This is a genomic window from Bradyrhizobium sp. IAR9, from assembly GCF_013408065.1.
GTDB lineage: Bacteria > Pseudomonadota > Alphaproteobacteria > Rhizobiales > Xanthobacteraceae > Bradyrhizobium.
Genome location: NZ_JACBZW010000003.1, coordinates 604,661 through 622,500 on the forward strand (window position 1 = coordinate 604,661; position 17,840 = coordinate 622,500).

Consider the following 17,840-nt stretch of genomic DNA (forward strand, 5'->3'; position numbering starts at 1 on the left):
CATGCGTGGCCGGCGTGCGGCCCCCTCGGAACACGCGTGTATCAGTCAATTGACCTGCTGCGGGCGCCCTCCTAAAACTCCGGCGTCATTGAAGAATTTGGGCCGAACCGCGGCATTCAGGGAGAACAACGATGCGTGACGTCTTTATCTGCGATGCCGTGCGGACCCCGATCGGCCGCTTCGGCGGCTCGCTTGCCAAGGTGCGTGCCGACGATCTCGCCGCCGCGCCGATCAAGGCACTGATGGCCAAGCACCCCAATCTCGACTGGGCGCAGGTGGACGAAGTCTTCTTCGGCTGTGCCAACCAGGCCGGCGAGGACAACCGCAACGTCGCCCGCATGGCGCTGCTGCTCGCAGGTCTGCCGGACTCGGTTCCCGGCCAGACGCTCAACCGGCTCTGCGCCTCGGGCCTCGATGCGGTTGGTGCCGCCGGCCGCGCCATCCGCTCCGGCGAGATCGAGCTCGCCATTGCCGGCGGCGTCGAATCCATGACCCGCGCGCCCTTCGTGATGGGCAAGGCGCAGGAGGCCTTCTCGCGTTCGGCCGAAATCTTCGACACCACGATCGGCTGGCGTTTCATCAATCCGCTGCTCAAGGCTCAGTATGGCGTCGACGCCATGCCGGAGACCGGCGAGAACGTCGCCGAGGAATTCCAGGTCTCGCGCGCCGACCAGGACGCCTTCGCCATCCGCTCGCAGCAGCGCGCCGGCAAGGCGATCGCGGCGGGCTATTTCGCCGAGGAAATCGTCCCGATCACCATTCCCGGCGGCAAGGCGGGTCCCATCACCGTCGACAAGGACGAGCATCCGCGCCCCGAAACCACGCTCGAAGGTCTCGCAAAACTGAAGCCGATCGTGCGCAATCCCGGCACGGTGACCGCCGGCAATGCTTCCGGCGTCAATGACGGCGCGGCCGCGATGATCCTGGCCTCGGAAGCTGCGGTGAAGAAGCATGGTCTCACGCCCCGCGCGCGCATCCTCGGCCTTGCCTCGGCCGGCGTGCCGCCGCGCATCATGGGCATTGGTCCCGTGCCCGCGACCCGCAAGCTGATGGAGCGGCTCGGCAAGAAGATCAGCGATTTCGACCTGATCGAGCTCAACGAGGCCTTCGCCTCGCAAGGCATCGCCTGCATGCGCCAGCTCGGCGTCGCCGACGATGCCGATTTCGTCAATCCGCATGGCGGCGCGATCGCGCTCGGCCATCCCCTCGGCATGAGCGGCGCGCGCCTCGCGCTCACCGCCGTCCACGGCATGGAGAAGCGCGGCGGCAAGCTCGCGCTCGCCACCATGTGCGTCGGCGTCGGCCAGGGCGTCGCGGTCGCGATCGAGAAGCTGAACTGACGGTCCACGCAGTGGACCGTCATCCCGGAGCCGCTCGTTAGAGCGGAATCCGGGATCTCGAGGTTCCGGGTTCAGCCCTGTCGGGCTGCCCCGGAATGACGGGCGATCGGGAGGCGGGCATGATCATCGAGCGCGAGCAGGACGTCACGGCCGCGGCACTGGCGGTGATGGAGCGGACTTCCGATCCGCGGATGCGCCAGATCATGATCTCCCTGGTCAAGCATTTGCACGGCTTCGTGCGCGACGTCCGCCTGACCGAGAAGGAGTTTCGCGATGCCACCGCTGTCATCGCCGAGCTCGGCAAGCTGACCACCGATACGCACAACGAAGTGGTGCTGATGGCGGGCTCGCTCGGCGTCTCGCCGCTGGTCTGCCTGCTCAACAACGGCGATCAGGGCAATACCGAAACCGATCAGTCACTGCTCGGGCCGTTCTGGCGGTTGAACTCGCCGCGGGTCGAGAATGGCGGATCGATCGTCCGCTCCGAGACCCCGGGCGCGCCGCTGTTCGTGAACGGCCGCGTCGTGGACAAGGACGGTCGTCCGGTCGTCGGCGCCGAGGTCGATGTCTGGCACGCCTCTCCGGTCGGCCTTTACGAGAACCAGGATGCTGACCAAGCCGACATGAACCTGCGTGGCAAGTTCACGACCGACCTGGATGGGCGCTTCTCCTTCCGTTCGGTGATGATGGTCGGCTATCCCATTCCGACGGACGGCGTGGTCGGCCGCCTGCTGGAGGCGCAGAGCCGCCATCCCTACCGCCCCGCGCATCTGCATGCCCTGATCTTCAAGCCGGGCTTCAAGGTCCTGATCTCGCAGGTCTACGATCCCAACGATCCCCATATCGACAGCGACGTGCAGTTCGGCGTGACGCAGGCGCTGATCGGCAAGTTCCTGCGCCATGACGCGCCACATCCGACCGAACGCGAGGTTGCGACGCCCTGGTATTCGCTCGACCATGTCTACCGGCTCGAAGTCGGGGAAGCCGTACTGCCCCGTCCGCCGATCAAATAGGGCTCAAACCCGCTTCCCCCAATTAGTTATATCCTATAATGATTGGCGGAAGCGTTGTCCGGCCGGACCACATGGCCGGGGAGGAGTCCGCCCATGACATTCATCTATCCCACTGACAGCAACAAGGCTCATCCGTTGCCGCTGTCGCCCGACTACAAGAGCTCGATCAAGCGTGCGCCGAACAAGCCCTTGATCCCGATGCGCCATACGTTGTCGGAGCTCACCGGCCCGGTCTACGGCCACGAGACCGTGCGCGAGGGCGACAACGACCTCACCACCCAGCACAAGGGCGAGCCGATCGGCGAGCGTATCATCGTGCACGGCCATGTGCGCGACGAGGACGGCCGCGGCGTGCCGAACTCGCTGGTCGAGATCTGGCAGGCCAATGCCTGCGGCCGCTACGTCCATGTCCGTGACCAGCATCCGGCGCCGCTCGATCCGAATTTCACGGGGGCCGGCCGCGCCCAAAGCGATGCCTCCGGCTATTATCGCTTCGTCACCGTCAAGCCGGGTGCTTATCCCTGGGGCAATCATCACAACGCCTGGCGTCCCGCTCATATCCATCTGTCGGTGTTCGGCCATTCCTTCGTCACGCGCCTCGTGACGCAGATGTATTTTCCGAACGATCCGCTGTTCCCGTTCGATCCGATCTTCAACTCGGTGCCGGACGAGAAGGCGCGAGCGCGGATGGTCTCCTCGTTCGATCTCGAGAACACCCAGCCCGAATGGGCGCTGTGCTACCGCTTTGACATCGTGCTGCGCGGCAAGAACGCCACCCCCATGGAGAATCACTAAGTGCAGGATTCTGTGACGCCTGACGGGATCACCCCATCGCAGACGGTCGGCCCGTTCTTCAAATACGGCCTGACGCCGAACGGCGAGTACGCCTGGAACGACGCGTTCACCAACTCGACGCTGACGCCAGATGTCACCGGCGAGCGCATCCGCATCGAGGGTCGCGTATTCGACGGTGACGGCGTTGCCGTGCCGGATTGCATGCTGGAGATCTGGCAGGCGGACGCACAAGGCCGCTTCGCCGACCCGCAGGACAAGCGTGCGCTGCCAAATGCAAGCTTCCGCGGCTTTGCCCGTTGCGGCACCGACAAGGACGGCAATTTCGCGTTCGAGACCATCAAGCCGGGCACGGTGCCGGACCCCGATGGCAAGCCGCAGGCGCCGCACATCCTCCTTGCGGTGTTCGGCCGCGGCATGCTCAGGCATCTCTACACCCGGATCTATTTCGGCGACGAGGCCGGCAACGCCGCCGACCCCGTGCTGGCGCTGGTGCCCACCGAGCGCCGCGCCACGCTGACTGCGGTGCGCGAAGCCGGCAAGCCGGCCTACCGGCTCGACCTGCGGCTTCAGGGCGACAACGAGACGGTGTTCTTCGACGTGTGAGGCAACGCGTGCCGGGGGCTTGATCCTCGGCACACATGTCTCATCTGGCGCATCGAGGCCGAGGCTGCCTCCGGCCGAAACGACTCTCCCGCACGCGTGTGCGTCAGCCTCGCTGACTCAAATACCGATGGCTTGACGTCAAATTCCCGTAGTTAGACGGAGTGCGCGCGATACAATTTCGGCGCGAAGCAATCCCGTATTTACCGTATTCGTCTAGGGTGGCTGCAGTTTTGACACCGCCCTGGATTGTTTTCATGAAATTTCGTCTGTCGTTGTCATCTGCGATCATTGCGTTCGGCATCGTTCTCGCCATCGGTTTTGCCGCCGTGGTTTCGACCAGCCTGTACGCCTTGAAAGAGCTCAAGGTCGGCGGTCCGCTCTATTCCGACATCAAGCTCGGCAACGACCTCATCGCGGACATTCTGCCGCCGCCGGAATATGTCATCGAGGCCTATCTCGAGGCGACCCTGGCCATGCGCGAGCCGGACCAGCTGGCGGCCCACGGCGAACGCCTGGTCCAGCTCCGCAAGGATTACGACGAGCGCAAGGCGTTCTGGGTCACCTCCAGCCTCTCGGCCGACCTGAAGACGGCGCTGGTGTCGAAATCCGATGCTGAGGTGCAGAAGTTCTGGAAGGCGTCCGACCAGCTCCTGCCGGCCCTCAAAGCCAAGGACGCCGCTGCGTCCGAGCGCATCTATGCGCAGGTGAAGGACGCCTACACCGCGCATCGCGCCGTGATCGACAGCATCGTCGAGAACGCCAACAAGCAGAATGCAGCCATGGAAAAGCTGGCCGCGGACCGCGACAGCTCGATGCTTTATATCCTCCTCGGCGTCTCCGCCGCTGTCTTGGCCTTCGTTGCTGCGGGCCTGCTCGGCGTCGCACTCGGCGTGGTGCGGCCGATCGTGCGCATGACGGGCACGATGCAGAAGCTCGCGACCGGCGATCTCGCCGCCGACATTCCTTTCGCTGACCGAAAGGACGAGGTCGGCTCGATGGCGGGGGCGCTTGTGGTGTTCAAGCAGGCGGCGGTCGAGAATTCCCGCCTGCGCGAGGAGCAGTTGCGGCAGGAGCAGGAGGCGGCGCTCGCCAAGCGCTCCGCCCTGCACCAGATGGCCGAGACCGTCGAGCGCGAGACCGGCCGATCGGTCGACACCGCCGGCGCAGCGACGCAAGGCGTCGAGCGGGCGGCGTCCAGCCTGTCCGATATCGCGAGGTCGCTCTCCGCACAGTCGCAGGCGGTCGCGGCGGCCTCCACCCAGGCCCTCGGCAGCTCGCAGACCGTCTCGGCCGCGGCCGAAGAGCTGAGCGCCTCGATCCGCGAGATCGCAAGCCAGGTCGTGCGGACCAGCACCGTCACAAAATCGGCGGTCGCCGGCCGCGAGCAGGCGCGTTCGACCATCCAGGCACTGGCCGGATCGGTGAAGAAGATCGCCGAGGTCTCCGACCTCATCGGCGGCATCGCCGGCCAGACCAACCTTCTGGCGCTCAACGCCACGATCGAGGCCGCCCGCGCCGGCGAGGCCGGCCGCGGCTTCGCCGTGGTCGCCGCCGAAGTGAAGTCCCTGTCCGACCAGACCGCCAAATCCACCGAGGAGATCACGCGGCTGATCACCGAGATTCAGGCCTCGACCCAGGCCGCGGTCGATGCCGTCGAGACGATGGGAGGGCACATCGTCGAGATCGACGGCGTGGCGACCTCGGTTGCCGCCGCGATGGAAGAGCAGGACGCCGCGACGCGGGAGATCACGCGGTCGATTTCCGAATCGGCCTCAGCGGCGAAGGAGGTCTCGGCCAAGATCGGCAATGTCAGCCGCGACGCCGCTTCCGTGAACGAGCGCGCCGCCGAGGTCAGGCAGGCGATCGCCGGCATGGCGGCCAATCTCGAACAGCTTCGGTCGGTCGTGGTGCGGACCGTGCGCGACTCGACCGAGGCGGCTTGAGCGCGGCGTCGGTTCGGCCGCTGGTGCGCGGGGCTATGATCGTGCAGTATGGCGCGGGACAGGGGCATCGTGAATTTCATGACACCTCCACAACTGCCTGATGTCGTTGAGCCCGCCCGACTGACGGCGGCACTGCGCAGAGGCGGCGTGCTGGACGCCGGCGCGGTCCGTGAGGTGAAGGTGCTGCATCAGCGCGACACCGTCGTGTCTCACATCATCCGCCTCGGTCTGCGCTATGTCGGTGAATCCGGCGGCGCGCCGCAGACACTGATCCTGAAGACGCCGCATGCCGATTTTGCCAAGACGCTTGCGCATGGTGGCCGGCACGAAGTGGCCTTCTATGCGAAACTTGCACCGAATATGCCGCCGGGGCTGGTGCCGCGTTGCTTTGACGGACAGTTCGATGAGGAAAATGTCAGTTGGCATCTGCTGCTCGAGGACCTCACCGACAGCCATGAGGTCGCGGCCCCGTGGCCCTTGCCGCCGTCTCGCGAACAGGCGATGGCGATCGTCACGACGCTCGCGGGCTGGCACGCGGCATGGTGGGACCACCCAAGTCTCGGCGACATCGTCGGCAGTTGGATGAGCGCCGATGATACGTCAAGGTTGATGGAGACCTTTGCTGGCCACTATGATCGTTTTGCCGATCTTCTCGGCGACCGTCTGAGCGAAGAACGACGCATCCTCTATCGTCGGTTCATTGAGCAGTCGGATCGTTTGCTTGAGCGCTATCATTCCCATCGACATCTCTCTATTGCCCACGGCGATGCCCATACCTGGAATTTCCTCCTGCCGCGCGCGGACATCGCCGACACCGTGCGGATTTTCGACTTCGACCAGTGGCGCATCAACGTGCCGACCCACGATCTCGCCTACATGATGGCGACACAATGGTATCCGGAGCGCCGCCAGACGCTCGAGCGCCTGCTGCTCAACCGCTATCATGAGACCCTGATCTCGCACGGCGTCAGCGGCTACACGCGCGGCGCACTTGACCAGGATTATCGCCGGTCGGTGCTCTGGCACATCACCAAGCCGGTCTGGCAATGGAGCGTCAATCTCCCGCCGCTGATCTGGTGGAATAATCTGGAGCGGGTGTTTGCGGCGGTGGATGATTTGGGCTGCGAGGAGTTGTTGTAGGGCGCGCCGCAATTTCGGTGTCGTCCCTGCGAACGCAGGGACTCATAATCACAGGGAGTAGTTTGGCGCGAGACTGGTAGTTCACAGTCTTCGCCAAACTACTCCCTGTGATTATCGCGACGAGCGCAAGCGCTCGCGCTGAGGTCCCGGATCTGCGCTCCGCTTCGCAGCGCTTGTCCGGGACGACAGCGGACATTGGTGGTCGACCGCGTCCTACTCCATCACCGCATGCTCCGGTCCCGCCGCCTGCTTGCGCAGCGTGGCCTTGGTCGAGCCGATCAGCAAGGCGAGCGGGATGGTGCAGAGGATGAAGAACATCACCAGCTGATAGTCGTAGGCGAAGGCGATGATCTGCGCCTGGACGCTGACCATCCTGTCGGCCATGGCGCGGCCGGCGTCGGTGGACAGGTTGATCAGGCCCCTGACGTCGGGCATCTGCAGTGCATGGTTGAACGGGTTGATGTGCTCGGACAGGATCGCATAGGTCCGCCGCGTCCCCTGCGTCAATTGGGCGATGACGACGGAAATGCCGACCGAGCTCGCGACGTTGCGCATCAGGGTCAGCATCGCGGTGCCGTCGGTACGGAGGTCGTTCGACAGTGTCAGGAAGGCCACGGTCGAGAGCGGCACGAAGACAAGGCCGAAGCCGAAGCCTTGAATGACGCTGACAGTGACGATCTCCGGCACCTGGGTCAAATCGGTCCAGCCGGTCATCTGGAACAGCGAGCCCGCGGTCAGCGTCAGGCCGCTGATGATCAGCGTGCGCGCCTCGAAATAGCGCATCATGCGGCCGACCAGCATCATCGCGAAGAAGGTGCCGAAGCCGCGGCTCGCCAGCAGCAGGCCGGCGGTGATGATGGGATAGCCGATCACGTTCTGCATATAGGGCGAGGCCAGCGCCATGGTCGAGAACAGCACGAGCCCCATCACGATCATGAACACGCAGCCGGTGACGAAGTTGCGGTCCCGAAACAGCGCGAACCGGATGAACGGCGTCGAGGTCGTGAAGGAGTGCGCGAGGAAGAAGTAGAAGGCGACGGCCGAGACGATGAACTCCGCGAGGATCTCATTGGATTCCAGCCAGCCCAGCTGCTCGCCGCGGTCGAGCGCGAGCTGAAGTGAGCCGATCGCAACCGCCAGCGCGGCGAAGCCGAACCAGTCGAATTTGAGGCTGAGATTCTTGTCGGTCTCGTCCATGAAGACGATCAGCCCGAGCACGGTGATGAAGCCGAATGGCAGGTTGACGAAGAACACCCAGTGCCAGGAATAGGTCTCGGTCAGCCAGGCGCCGAGCGAGGGGCCCATGATCGGGCCCATCATCACGCCCATGCCCCAGATCGACATCGCCTTGGCACGTTCCTGGAGCGTGTAATAATCGAGCATCACCGATTGCGACAACGGCACCAGGGCGGCGCCGAACACGCCTTGCAGCAGGCGGAACAGCACCATCTGGTTGATGTCCTGGGCGAGGCCGCACAGCACCGAGGCCATGGTGAAGCCGGCCGAGCAGATGATGAAGATGCGTTTGCGGCCGAAACGGTTGGCGATCCAGCCCACCGGCGCCGTCATGATCGCCGCGGCGACGATGTAGGAGGTCAGCACCCAGTTGATTTGGTCCTGTGAGGCCGACAGCGTGCCCTGCATGTAGGGCAGGGCGACGTTGGCGATGGTGGTGTCCAGCGCCTGCATGATGGTCGCGGTCATGGCGCAGATCGTCACCATGTTCCGGCGCAGGCCGGGGACCATCAGGCTGGCATTGGGACCGGACATCGGATCAGTCCTTGCGTTCAGTCTTTATCCTGGCTCGCTGTCGCCGACAGGCCTAACAGGCCGGCGAGCGAGCGCTGATGGCCGGTGTCGATGGTGGCGTAGACGCTCATGCCGGCCTTCAGCTTCCGCACATATTTGTCGGTCTCGTCGAAATAGATGCGGATCGGCACGCGCTGCACCACCTTGACGAAATTGCCGGTGGCGTTCTGCGGCGGCAGGATCGCGAATTGCGCGCCGGTGCCGGGCGAGAGCGAGCCGATCTTGCCCTTGAAGACGTGGTTCGGGAACGCGTCGACCTCGAGCGTGACGGGCTGTCCTTCGGTGACGTGGGTGAGGTCGCTCTCCTTCGGATTGGCGTCGACCCAGGGGTGGGCGACGTCGATGATGGAAAACACCGGCGTGCCGGCGGCGACATAGCGGCCGAGCTGGATCTGCTCGACCTGCGTCGCCACGCCGTCCATCGGCGCGCGCAGCACGGTGTGATCGAGGTTGCGCTGGGCATCGTCCAGCTTGGCTTTCGCCTGTGCGTAAGGCGGGAATTGCTCCAGTGGCAATGCGGGGTCGCCGAGCAGCTGCGTCCTGGCGTTGGAGAGCTGTTGCTTGATGTATTGCGCCTGCGCGCCGGCGGTGACCAGCGCATTCGAGGCATTGTCGAGATCGAGCTGCGAGCCGTAATTGTTCTTCACCAGCGCCTGCTTGCGCTCGACGTCGCGCTGCTTCAAATCGATGCCTTGCTGGGCGAGGCCCAGCATGTCGCCATAGATCTTGATGTTGGCGACGAGGTTGTCGTAGGTCGTGCGGGCCTGCGCGAGCTGCGCCTTGGCTTCGACCACCGCGTGGCGAAACGGAGCGGGGTCGATCTCGAACAGCTCGTCGCCCTGCTTGACGGACTGGCCTTCCTTCACGACGACCTTCTGGATCTTGCCCGAGATGTCGGGCGTCACCAGCACCTTCTGCGCGCCGACATAGGCGTCGTCGGTGCCGACATAGCGGCCGCCATGCAGGTAGAAAGTGATGCCGCCGATGGCGGCGATGACAGGCAGCACGACCAGGAGCAGGAAGCGGCGGTAACGCCGCAGGCCCGCGACCAGGCGGCGGCGCGGGTCGGTGCCGGCCTTCTTGGTGGGCTTGCCGCTGTCGGTCTTCTGCTCGGGCTGGAACTTGAGGACTTGGTCAGCCATAGCGCTGCTCCTTACGCGCCTGTTCCGCGCCGCTGGTCTGGATCGCGGTACGCACGTTTTCCTTGATGGTTTCGAGCTGGGTCAGGAGGCGATGGGCGTCCGCCGGCGTGATGCCGTCGAGCGCGTTGGCCGTGAGCTCGGACTTCAGCCCGCTCATCCGGCCCAGCAATTGCCGGCCGGCCTTCCTCAGATACAGGCGCTTGACGCGGCGGTCCGAAGCGTCGCTGCGGCGCTCGATCCAGTCATTGTCGCAGAGCTTGTCGATCAGGCGGGTCAGAGTGATCGGCTGCATCTCGAGCAGCTCGGCGAGTTCCGACTGCTTCATGCCTTCGCTGCGCTCGACCTTGGCCAGCACTGCCCATTGCGCCCGGGTGATGCCGAACCGTGATGCCTCCTTGTCGGCATAGACGCGCAACAGGCGGTAGAGCTCACCGAGCGTGAACAGGAAGTTCTGGTCGACGGACCCGCGGGTCATAAGCTTGGTCTCCAATAAGCTGGGGATATAATAAGCAAGCTTATGATTATTCCATGGCGGATATCACGATGCTGTCCCGCAGCGCGAGCATGGCTGGCAGCCGGTCGGAGGGTCGCGCTTTGGGTTCCCGGGCTCAAATGCTAGAACGTGGCCGCATGACCCTCGCAAAGCCGGCATTTCCCGCGCCTGACCACGATCACGGCCGCTGCACCGCGGACGCGCTGGCGCATGCCGAGGAGGTCTGCAAGCAGCGCGCACAGAAATTCACGCCGATACGCCGTCAGGTGCTGGGGGCCCTGCTCTCCAGCCATCGCCCGCTCGGCGCCTATGAGGTGATCGACGAGCTAGCCAAATCGATGTCGCGGCCGGCGCCGATCACGGTCTATCGCGCGCTCGATTTCCTGATGGCCAACGGCCTTGTGCATCGCATCGAGAGCCGCAATGCCTATCTCGCCTGTGCCGCCCACGACCATGATGCGACCTCGGCGGTGGCGTTCCTGATCTGCGAGCGCTGCGGCCTGGTCGGCGAGATCCCGTCGGCGTCCTTCGCCGGGGATCTCAATGCTGCCGCGCGCAGCTCGGGCTTTGCGCCTAAATTGTCCGTGGTGGAGATCACGGGCGTCTGCACCCATTGTCAGAAAGCTGCATAGAGCAACAACGGCGCAAAGCCGGTAATCGGGAAGAGATGTCCTCACCACAAGCCTTACATTCCACCGCACGTCCCCTCAGTGCCGGCGCCATCGCCCTGATGCTCATGCTGTGCCTGACTTGGGGGTTCAACCAGATCGCGGTGAAGCTGGTGCTGCCGGACATTCCGCCGATGCTGCAGGCCACGATCCGGTCGACGGGCGCGCTGCCGGTGCTGTTCCTCATCGGCACGCTGCGCGGGGTCAAATTCTTCGAGAATGATGGCACGTGGAAGCCGGGCCTGATCGCCGGGCTGATGTTCGGCATCGAATTCGTGCTGATCTTCCAGGGGCTGCGCCTCACGTCGGCCTCGCGCGCGGTGGTGTTCCTCTACACCGCGCCGTTCTTCGTTGCGCTCGGCTCTTATCAGGTGCTCGGCGAACGGCTTGGCGCCTCGCAATGGCTGGGTCTTGCTATCAGCTTTGCCGGCGTCGCCCTAGCGATTGGCGTGCCGCAGCCCAATGTCGATTCGCACGTCCTGCTCGGCGACCTCATGATCGTCGGCGGCGCCGCGCTGTGGGCGGCAACCACGCTGGTTGCCAAGGGCACCAGGTTGCGGTTTGCCGCGCCGGAGAAGGCGCTGGGCTATCAGGTCGCGATCTCGATCCCGATCCTGGGGCTGGCGGCCTGGCTGTTCGGCGAGACCATCACGCACACCCCCGCGCCGCTGTCGCTCGGCCTGATGGCCTTCCAGGCGATCTGGGTCGTTGGAACCACGTTCACGCTTTGGTTCGCGCTGGTGAAGGCCTATTCGGCCAGCAAATTGTCGGCTTTTACCTTCATCACCCCTTTGTTTGGCGTCGTCGGTAGCTATTTCATCATGCACGACACGCTAAGCTTGGCGTTCGGGGCGGCCGCCGTCCTTGTAATTGCTGGGCTTTTTCTGGTTAACCGTCCCAGCCAAGTCGCTGCGGCGCCGCGCGATGCATTGCTGAACGTCACCAAAACCTGATATTTGGACCCCATGAACAAGCCCGAAACCACCATCGATTCCGACATCGCGGGGCCAGCGCCGCGTTACCATACCACCCAGGTCAAGGTCGGCGACGTCGCCGTCGGCGGCGGTGCGCCGATCGTCGTGCAGTCGATGACCAACACCGATACCGCCGACATCGACGGTACCATCGCCCAGGTCGCAGCGCTCGCGCGCGCCGGCTCCGAAATGGTCCGCATCACTGTGGACCGGGAGGAAGCCGCGGCCGCCGTGCCGCACATTCGCGACGGCCTCGCCAAGCGCGGTATCACCACGCCGCTGATCGGCGACTTCCACTATATCGGCCACAAGCTGCTCGCGGCCTATCCGGCCTGCGCCGAGGCGCTCGCCAAGTACCGCATCAATCCCGGCAATGTCGGCTTCAAGGACAAGCGCGACACCCAGTTCGCCGACATCATCGAGATCGCCAACAAGAACAACAAGCCGGTGCGCATCGGCGCCAATTGGGGCTCACTCGACCAGGAGCTGCTGACCAAGCTGATGGACGAGAACGCCGCCTCCGCCAATCCGCGCGACGTGCGCGCGGTGACGCGCGAGGCCATGGTGCAGTCCGCGCTGCTCTCGGCCGCGCGCGCCGAAGAGCTCGGCATGCCCAAGAACCGCATCATCCTCTCCGCAAAGGTCTCGGCGGTGCAGGATCTGATCGCGGTCTATCAGGATCTCGCTTCTCGTTCCGACTACGCCATCCATCTCGGCCTGACCGAGGCCGGCATGGGCTCGAAGGGCATCGTGGCGTCGTCCGCCGCGCTCGGCATCCTGCTGCAGCAGGGCATCGGCGACACCATCCGCATCTCGCTGACGCCGGAGCCCGGCGGCGACCGCACCCGCGAGGTGCAGGTCGGTCAGGAGTTGCTGCAGACCATGGGCTTCCGCACCTTCGTGCCGCTGGTCGCTGCATGCCCCGGCTGCGGCCGCACCACCTCGACCACGTTCCAGGAACTGGCGCGCTCGATCCAGGATTTCATCCGCGACGAGATGCCGACCTGGAAGACGAAATATCCTGGTGTCGAAGAGCTCAACGTCGCGGTGATGGGTTGCATCGTCAACGGCCCCGGCGAATCCAAGCACGCCAATATCGGCATCTCGCTGCCCGGCACCGGTGAAGCGCCGGCCGCACCCGTGTTCGTCGACGGCAAGAAGTTCCGCACGCTGCGCGGCCCGACCATCTCCGCCGACTTCAAGGCGCTGGTGATCGACTATATCGAGCAGCGTTACGGCCAGGGCGCTAAGGTGCCGGTGACCGCGGCGGAGTAAGCGTTCAGGTCAGCATGTAATCGTGCTGACCTGGCCTGTCTCGCCATATCTCAGCATCAATCCGTCCCGGGTAATCACGCTCGCGCCAAGGTCGCGAGCGGTTGCAATGATGATTCGATCCGCAGGGTCACGCGGCGGGGCGCCGGGCAAGAATGAAGACGCGATCAAAATATTGGGCGTGAGTTCGGCGAGCCGCACTCCTTCGACGGCAAGCAGCCGTTGAAACCAGAGTTCTGGTCTCGTGGAGAGGCCCAGCCTGTTGCGTGCAACGAGCAAGCCGATTTCCCATGCGGTGATTGCAGAGACGAACATGGCAGATCCTGCGCGATAGGCGGCTTCAATCGCCTCGCTCGCCTCGGTGGCAATAGGTTTGTCTTCTGCAATCCAGATCGCGGCATGCGTATCGAGCAAAAGAGGCGCAGGATCACTCATACACTTGGCCCCAATCGGGATCGGCCGGCTGTGTCAAATCAACGCCGGGTGGGATGTGTGCCAATCCTTTGAGGGCGCCGAACAGCGGAGGGCGGCCGAGCTTCTTGACGCGCGACGGCGCCGGTTCTGCGGAACTCAATTCGACCCGGCGAAACACGACCTTGCGAGCCTTCGTGTCGACCTGCTCGGTACGAAAGCCGGCGGCCAGCCAGACCTTGGTCATCACATTGTTGGTCGGATTGTTGCTCCACCAGGCCGGGTATTGAGGAGAGTTAGGAGGGAGCTTGCTTCCAATGACTCGCTCGATTTCGGCAAAGGTCATAGGGACCTCTTTGGCCCGTTGGGACTTCAGGAACGCGCCAAGTCGCTCATATTTACCCATCGTGGAAGCCTCTTTCCTTCTGCACACTATTAAAACTTTATAAGTGTGTCAAGATTCGCGGGTTGCTATCTTTGCGTCTGCGCTCCCGAGGCCTAGGATAGCAAGCAACGAACAACAGATCGGGAGACACGCCATGAGCTCACTCGCCGGCAAGCAGGGTCCGCGCTATCGCCACACGGCTGACGACGGCGCGCCCTACGAGACCATCGCGGTCGAAAAGCTCACCCCCATCATCGGCGCGGAAATATCGGGCGTGGACATCGGCGGGCTCGTCTCCGACGACGCGCGCTCAAATCGGCAGATGGACGAGATCCACCGCGCGCTCGCCGAAAACCTCGTCATCTTCTTTCGCGACCAGCAGATCACGCCGCAGCAGCAGCTCGCCTTCGGCCGCAAGTTCGGCGAGCTGCATTTCCATCCCGCCGCGCCGCATGAGGACGAAGACCCCGCCTTGATGAAGATCTACGCCGACAAGAACTCGCCGCGTGCCAACGGCGAGGGCTGGCACTCCGACGTGTCCTGCGATCTCGAACCGCCGATGGGCTCGATCCTCTACATCAAGCAATGCCCGCCGCGCGGCGGCGACACGCTGTTCGCCAACATGTACGCGGCCTATGAGGCGCTGTCGGACCGCATGAAGGCCTATCTCGATGGCCTCACCGCGCTGCATGATGGCGAGCCGATCTATCGCGGGCTCTATGCGAACTACGGCGTTGCCGACCGTCCGTCCTATCCGAGCGCCGAGCATCCCGTTGTGCGCACGCATCCGGTCACCGGCAGAAAGGCGCTCTACGTCAACCGCGGCTTCACCCGCCACATCAACGGCATCCCGCGCGACGAGAGCGATGCGATGCTCGCCTATCTCTACCAGCACGCCGAAAACCCGCTGTTCCAGTGCCGCTTCCGCTGGACCGAGAACGCCATCGCCTTCTGGGACAACCGCTGCACCCAGCACCGCGCGATGTGGGACTACTGGCCCCACACGCGCTCGGGCACGCGGGTGACGGTGAAGGGGGAGAGGCCGGTTTAGGTGGCGACCGTCGCCGATTGCTAAGTGATCTGAATCACGGATTTGGCGCTGTCCCCGTCGAATGATGTGGGCTCGCGGTGCTGCTTGCAGGCGCTGCAACCAGCGATATACTCGCTAAGGGCGATTTGGGGGAATTTTATGCGCTGGGTGGCGGCTACCATTCTTGCGCTCGTTTTTTACGGGTTCGCGGGACAAGCGCTGGCCGAGAAGCGCGTCGCTCTGGTGGTTGGCAATTCGTCGTACCGGAATGTCCCGAGCCTTCCGAATCCTCGGAATGACGCCGCCGAGATTGCCTCGCTGTTCAGATCTGCAGGATTTTCCGCGGTCGATGCCCGCCGCGACCTCGGAATTTCAGATATGCGGCGCGCGATCAGCGATTTCGCCGAGATGGCAAGCGATGCCGACGTGGCCGTCATCTATTTCGCCGGCCATGGCATCGAGGTCGACGGTGTGAACTACGTCATTCCCGTCGACGCGAAGCTGTCCCGTGATTTCGACATCGAGGACGAGGCCATTTCTCTTGATCGCATTCTGAAATCGATAGAGCCGACCAGGCGACTTCGCCTCGTCATCCTCGATGCGTGCCGGGATAATCCGTTCCTGAAGACCATGAAGCGAACCATAGCCTCCCGATCGATCGGTCGCGGTCTGGCGAAGGTCGAGCCCGCGGTGTCCGATACGCTGATTGCCTTCGCGGCCAAGGCCGGATCGGTCGCGCTGGACGGCGATGCGAAAAACAGTCCCTTCACGTCCGCGCTTCTGCACAACATTGCTTCTCCCGGCTTGGACTTGCGGATTGCGTTCGGTCGGGTTCGTGACGAAGTGCTGAAGGTCACCAATCGTCACCAGGAGCCGTTCGTCTACGGATCATTGGGCGGCTCCATTGTCTCGATCGTCGATGCACCGAAACTGCCGCCTCCGCCGACGACGGATGATATCGTCTGGAATGCCGTGAGGGATTCGACCTATCCAGGCGTGTTCGAGGAGTTTATCGCGAAGTTTCCGACCACCCCGCATCTGAAGGCGGCCGAGGCGCGGCGCGACGAACTGAGGCAGGCGCAAGCTGCTGCAGCCGCGCGCATACCCCCGCCGCCGACCGCCGACGAAATTGTCTGGGCGGCGATCAGGGATTCAACCTATCCCGCGATCTTCGATGATTTCCTCAGCAAGTTCCCCGCTAGCAAGCATCGAGCCGAAGCGCAATCGCGTGCCAACGAACTGCAAAAGCAGATTACGGCCGCCGCCGCCCGCATTCCGCCGCCGCCGACGGCCGATGAGGTTGTCTGGGATGCCATCAAGGGCTCGACATATCCGGCAATCTTCGATGATTTCGCCAGCAAGTTTCCCGCAAGCCCGCATCTGGCGGACGCACGGACGCGCCGGGATGAGCTTAAAAAGCAGATTGCCGCCTCGCAGGCTCCGCCGCCTCCTGCCGCAGAGGACATCGTCTGGGCCGCAATCAGGGGCTCGCGTGATCCCGCGATCTTCGATGAGTTCGTGAGCAAATATGCGGCGAGCTCGCACGTCGCGGACGCACGACAGCGCAGGGATGACCTCAGGAAGGAGATCGCTGCCGCTCAAGCGCCGCCTCCACCGCCTGCGCACGAGATCGTCTGGAACGCGATAAAGGAGTCGCACGACCCCGCGATCTTCGAGGAGTTTGCCGCAAAATATTCGAACAGTTCGCACCTCTCTGCCGCGTTGTCACGTCGCGACGAATTGAAGAAAGAAAGAGTAGCGGCGGCAGTACCACCGCCCCCGCCCGCGACCGATGAAATCGTCTGGAACGCGATCAAGGACGGCCGTTCGCCGGCCATGTTCGAAGAGTTCCTCAGCAAATTTCCGGAAAGCTCGCGATCGGCGGAGGTGCGCGAACGTCTCAGGGCACTACAAGGGACGCAGTTGGCCTCCACCAACGCGACGCTCCCCGCCGACACCGCCCCGCCGCGCGAGGGATTGAGTGCGCTCGGCATCAAGGCGCTGTCCGATTCGGAAGAGGGCGCCCTGAAGCAGAAGGCCAGCTTCAAGGAATGCGAGAAGTGCCCGGAGATGGTCGTGGTCGCGCCGGGTACCTTCATGATGGGTTCGTCGGACAGCGTATCCAAACGCTCCACGGAATCGTCTCGCCACAAGGTCACGTTCGCGCGTTCGTTCGCAGTTGGGCGCTACGCTGTCACATTCGACGAATGGGATGCCTGCGTCGCGGATGGTGGATGCAACGGATATAAGCCCTGGGACAACGGCTGGGGCCGCGGAAGGCGGCCGGCGATCAACATTTCCTGGTCGGATGCCAAGAGCTACGTGGCCTGGCTGTCGGCTCGCACCGGCAAGGCCTATCGCCTGTTGAGCGAAGCCGAGCGAGAATATGTGACGCGGGCGGGGACGACGACGTCGTTCTGGTGGGGCGCCTCGGTCTCTCGGGGGCGGGCTAACTACGATGACAAGACCGGACAGGACAAAAACGCAAAAGGGGGCTCTGGGCAAAAGACGGCCCCGGTCGATTCCTTTCAGCCGAATCCGTGGGGCCTTTATCAGGTGCACGGCAATATCTGGGAATGGGTCGAGGATTGCGTCAACGACACTTATGAGGGCGCGCCTACTGACGGCAGCCCCTGGACGAAAGGCCGCTGTGAGCAGCGTGTCCTGAGGGGAGGCTCCTGGGTCAGCAAGGCGGATGCAGTCGAAGCGGGGAGCCGATATGGCGTGCAGTCCGAAGGACGCGTCAGCAACGTTGGATTTCGTGTCGCGAGGACATTGAGATAGCCAGGTCCGAATGCATCGGCCTCGCCAGCCGGAACGAC

16 protein-coding genes are annotated in these 17,840 nt (G+C 63.9%); 11 read left to right on the top strand and 5 right to left on the bottom strand.

The window, feature by feature from the left end:
* Positions 1 to 131 precede the first annotated feature (131 nt).
* The 6 genes from pcaF (at position 132) to GGD67_RS11895 (ending at position 6,834) form a co-directional block, all read left to right on the top strand.
* Positions 132 to 1,340, top strand: coding sequence for a 3-oxoadipyl-CoA thiolase (pcaF, locus tag GGD67_RS11870; protein WP_179732876.1), 1,209 nt, complete (start codon positions 132 to 134; stop codon positions 1,338 to 1,340).
* Between the two features lie 119 nt (positions 1,341 to 1,459).
* Positions 1,460 to 2,353, top strand: a complete 894-nt coding sequence (locus GGD67_RS11875; protein ID WP_179732878.1) for a dioxygenase — start codon at positions 1,460 to 1,462, stop codon at positions 2,351 to 2,353.
* Between the two features lie 93 nt (positions 2,354 to 2,446).
* Entirely contained in the window at positions 2,447 to 3,148 is a 702-nt protein-coding gene (gene pcaH / locus GGD67_RS11880) for a protocatechuate 3,4-dioxygenase subunit beta (RefSeq protein WP_026201729.1), read from the top strand.
* The gene (gene pcaG, locus GGD67_RS11885; protein ID WP_179732880.1) at positions 3,149 to 3,751 is read left to right on the top strand and encodes a protocatechuate 3,4-dioxygenase subunit alpha; all 603 of its coding nucleotides are present in this window, start codon (positions 3,149 to 3,151) and stop codon (positions 3,749 to 3,751) included. It abuts the gene before it with no gap.
* A 254-nt stretch (positions 3,752 to 4,005) separates the two neighbouring features.
* Complete coding sequence (locus tag GGD67_RS11890) at positions 4,006 to 5,694, top strand: methyl-accepting chemotaxis protein (RefSeq protein WP_179732882.1); 1,689 nt, start codon at positions 4,006 to 4,008, stop codon at positions 5,692 to 5,694.
* 48 nt (positions 5,695 to 5,742) lie between these two features.
* Positions 5,743 to 6,834 (top strand): phosphotransferase, encoded by a 1,092-nt coding sequence (locus GGD67_RS11895; protein WP_018316735.1) that lies wholly within the window; start codon positions 5,743 to 5,745, stop codon positions 6,832 to 6,834.
* Positions 6,835 to 7,047: 213 nt separating this feature from the next.
* Here GGD67_RS11895 and GGD67_RS11900 read toward each other — a convergent pair whose 3' ends face one another.
* Genes GGD67_RS11900 through GGD67_RS11910 form a run of 3 tightly spaced genes read right to left on the bottom strand, consistent with a single transcriptional unit; the run spans position 7,048 to position 10,260 of the window.
* Positions 7,048 to 8,604 carry an MDR family MFS transporter gene (locus GGD67_RS11900; RefSeq protein WP_179732884.1) on the bottom strand — a complete coding sequence of 519 codons (1,557 nt, stop codon included), beginning with the start codon at positions 8,602 to 8,604 and terminating at the stop codon, positions 7,048 to 7,050.
* 17 nt (positions 8,605 to 8,621) lie between these two features.
* Entirely contained in the window at positions 8,622 to 9,785 is a 1,164-nt protein-coding gene (locus tag GGD67_RS11905; RefSeq protein ID WP_179732886.1) for an HlyD family secretion protein, read from the bottom strand.
* Positions 9,778 to 10,260: a MarR family winged helix-turn-helix transcriptional regulator gene (locus GGD67_RS11910; protein WP_026201730.1), complete on the bottom strand. Its 483-nt coding sequence runs from the start codon at positions 10,258 to 10,260 to the stop codon at positions 9,778 to 9,780. The genes GGD67_RS11905 and GGD67_RS11910 overlap by 8 nt, the downstream gene beginning before the upstream one ends.
* A 155-nt stretch (positions 10,261 to 10,415) precedes the next feature.
* Between GGD67_RS11910 and GGD67_RS11915 the strand changes: the two genes are divergently transcribed.
* From GGD67_RS11915 to ispG, 3 genes are read left to right on the top strand one after another with little or no spacing between them, the layout of a single operon-like run.
* Positions 10,416 to 10,910, top strand: coding sequence for a Fur family transcriptional regulator (locus GGD67_RS11915; RefSeq protein WP_018316739.1), 495 nt, complete (start codon positions 10,416 to 10,418; stop codon positions 10,908 to 10,910).
* Positions 10,911 to 10,945: 35 nt separating this feature from the next.
* Positions 10,946 to 11,899 carry a DMT family transporter gene (locus tag GGD67_RS11920; RefSeq protein ID WP_179733060.1) on the top strand — a complete coding sequence of 318 codons (954 nt, stop codon included), beginning with the start codon at positions 10,946 to 10,948 and terminating at the stop codon, positions 11,897 to 11,899.
* Positions 11,900 to 11,911: 12 nt separating this feature from the next.
* Entirely contained in the window at positions 11,912 to 13,195 is a 1,284-nt protein-coding gene (gene ispG, locus GGD67_RS11925) for a flavodoxin-dependent (E)-4-hydroxy-3-methylbut-2-enyl-diphosphate synthase (RefSeq protein ID WP_018316741.1), read from the top strand.
* 9 nt (positions 13,196 to 13,204) lie between these two features.
* Here ispG and GGD67_RS11930 read toward each other — a convergent pair whose 3' ends face one another.
* Positions 13,205 to 13,627 carry a type II toxin-antitoxin system VapC family toxin gene (locus tag GGD67_RS11930; RefSeq protein ID WP_179732888.1) on the bottom strand — a complete coding sequence of 141 codons (423 nt, stop codon included), beginning with the start codon at positions 13,625 to 13,627 and terminating at the stop codon, positions 13,205 to 13,207.
* Positions 13,620 to 13,949: a hypothetical protein gene (locus GGD67_RS11935; RefSeq protein ID WP_244550564.1), complete on the bottom strand. Its 330-nt coding sequence runs from the start codon at positions 13,947 to 13,949 to the stop codon at positions 13,620 to 13,622. Before GGD67_RS11935 ends, GGD67_RS11930 begins: the two co-directional genes overlap by 8 nt.
* 193 nt (positions 13,950 to 14,142) lie before the next feature.
* Between GGD67_RS11935 and GGD67_RS11940 the strand changes: the two genes are divergently transcribed.
* Complete coding sequence (locus GGD67_RS11940; RefSeq protein WP_179732895.1) at positions 14,143 to 15,039, top strand: TauD/TfdA family dioxygenase; 897 nt, start codon at positions 14,143 to 14,145, stop codon at positions 15,037 to 15,039.
* Between the two features lie 138 nt (positions 15,040 to 15,177).
* Positions 15,178 to 17,802, top strand: a complete 2,625-nt coding sequence (locus GGD67_RS11945) for an SUMF1/EgtB/PvdO family nonheme iron enzyme (RefSeq protein ID WP_179732903.1) — start codon at positions 15,178 to 15,180, stop codon at positions 17,800 to 17,802.
* The last annotated feature ends 38 nt before the right edge of the window (positions 17,803 to 17,840 follow it).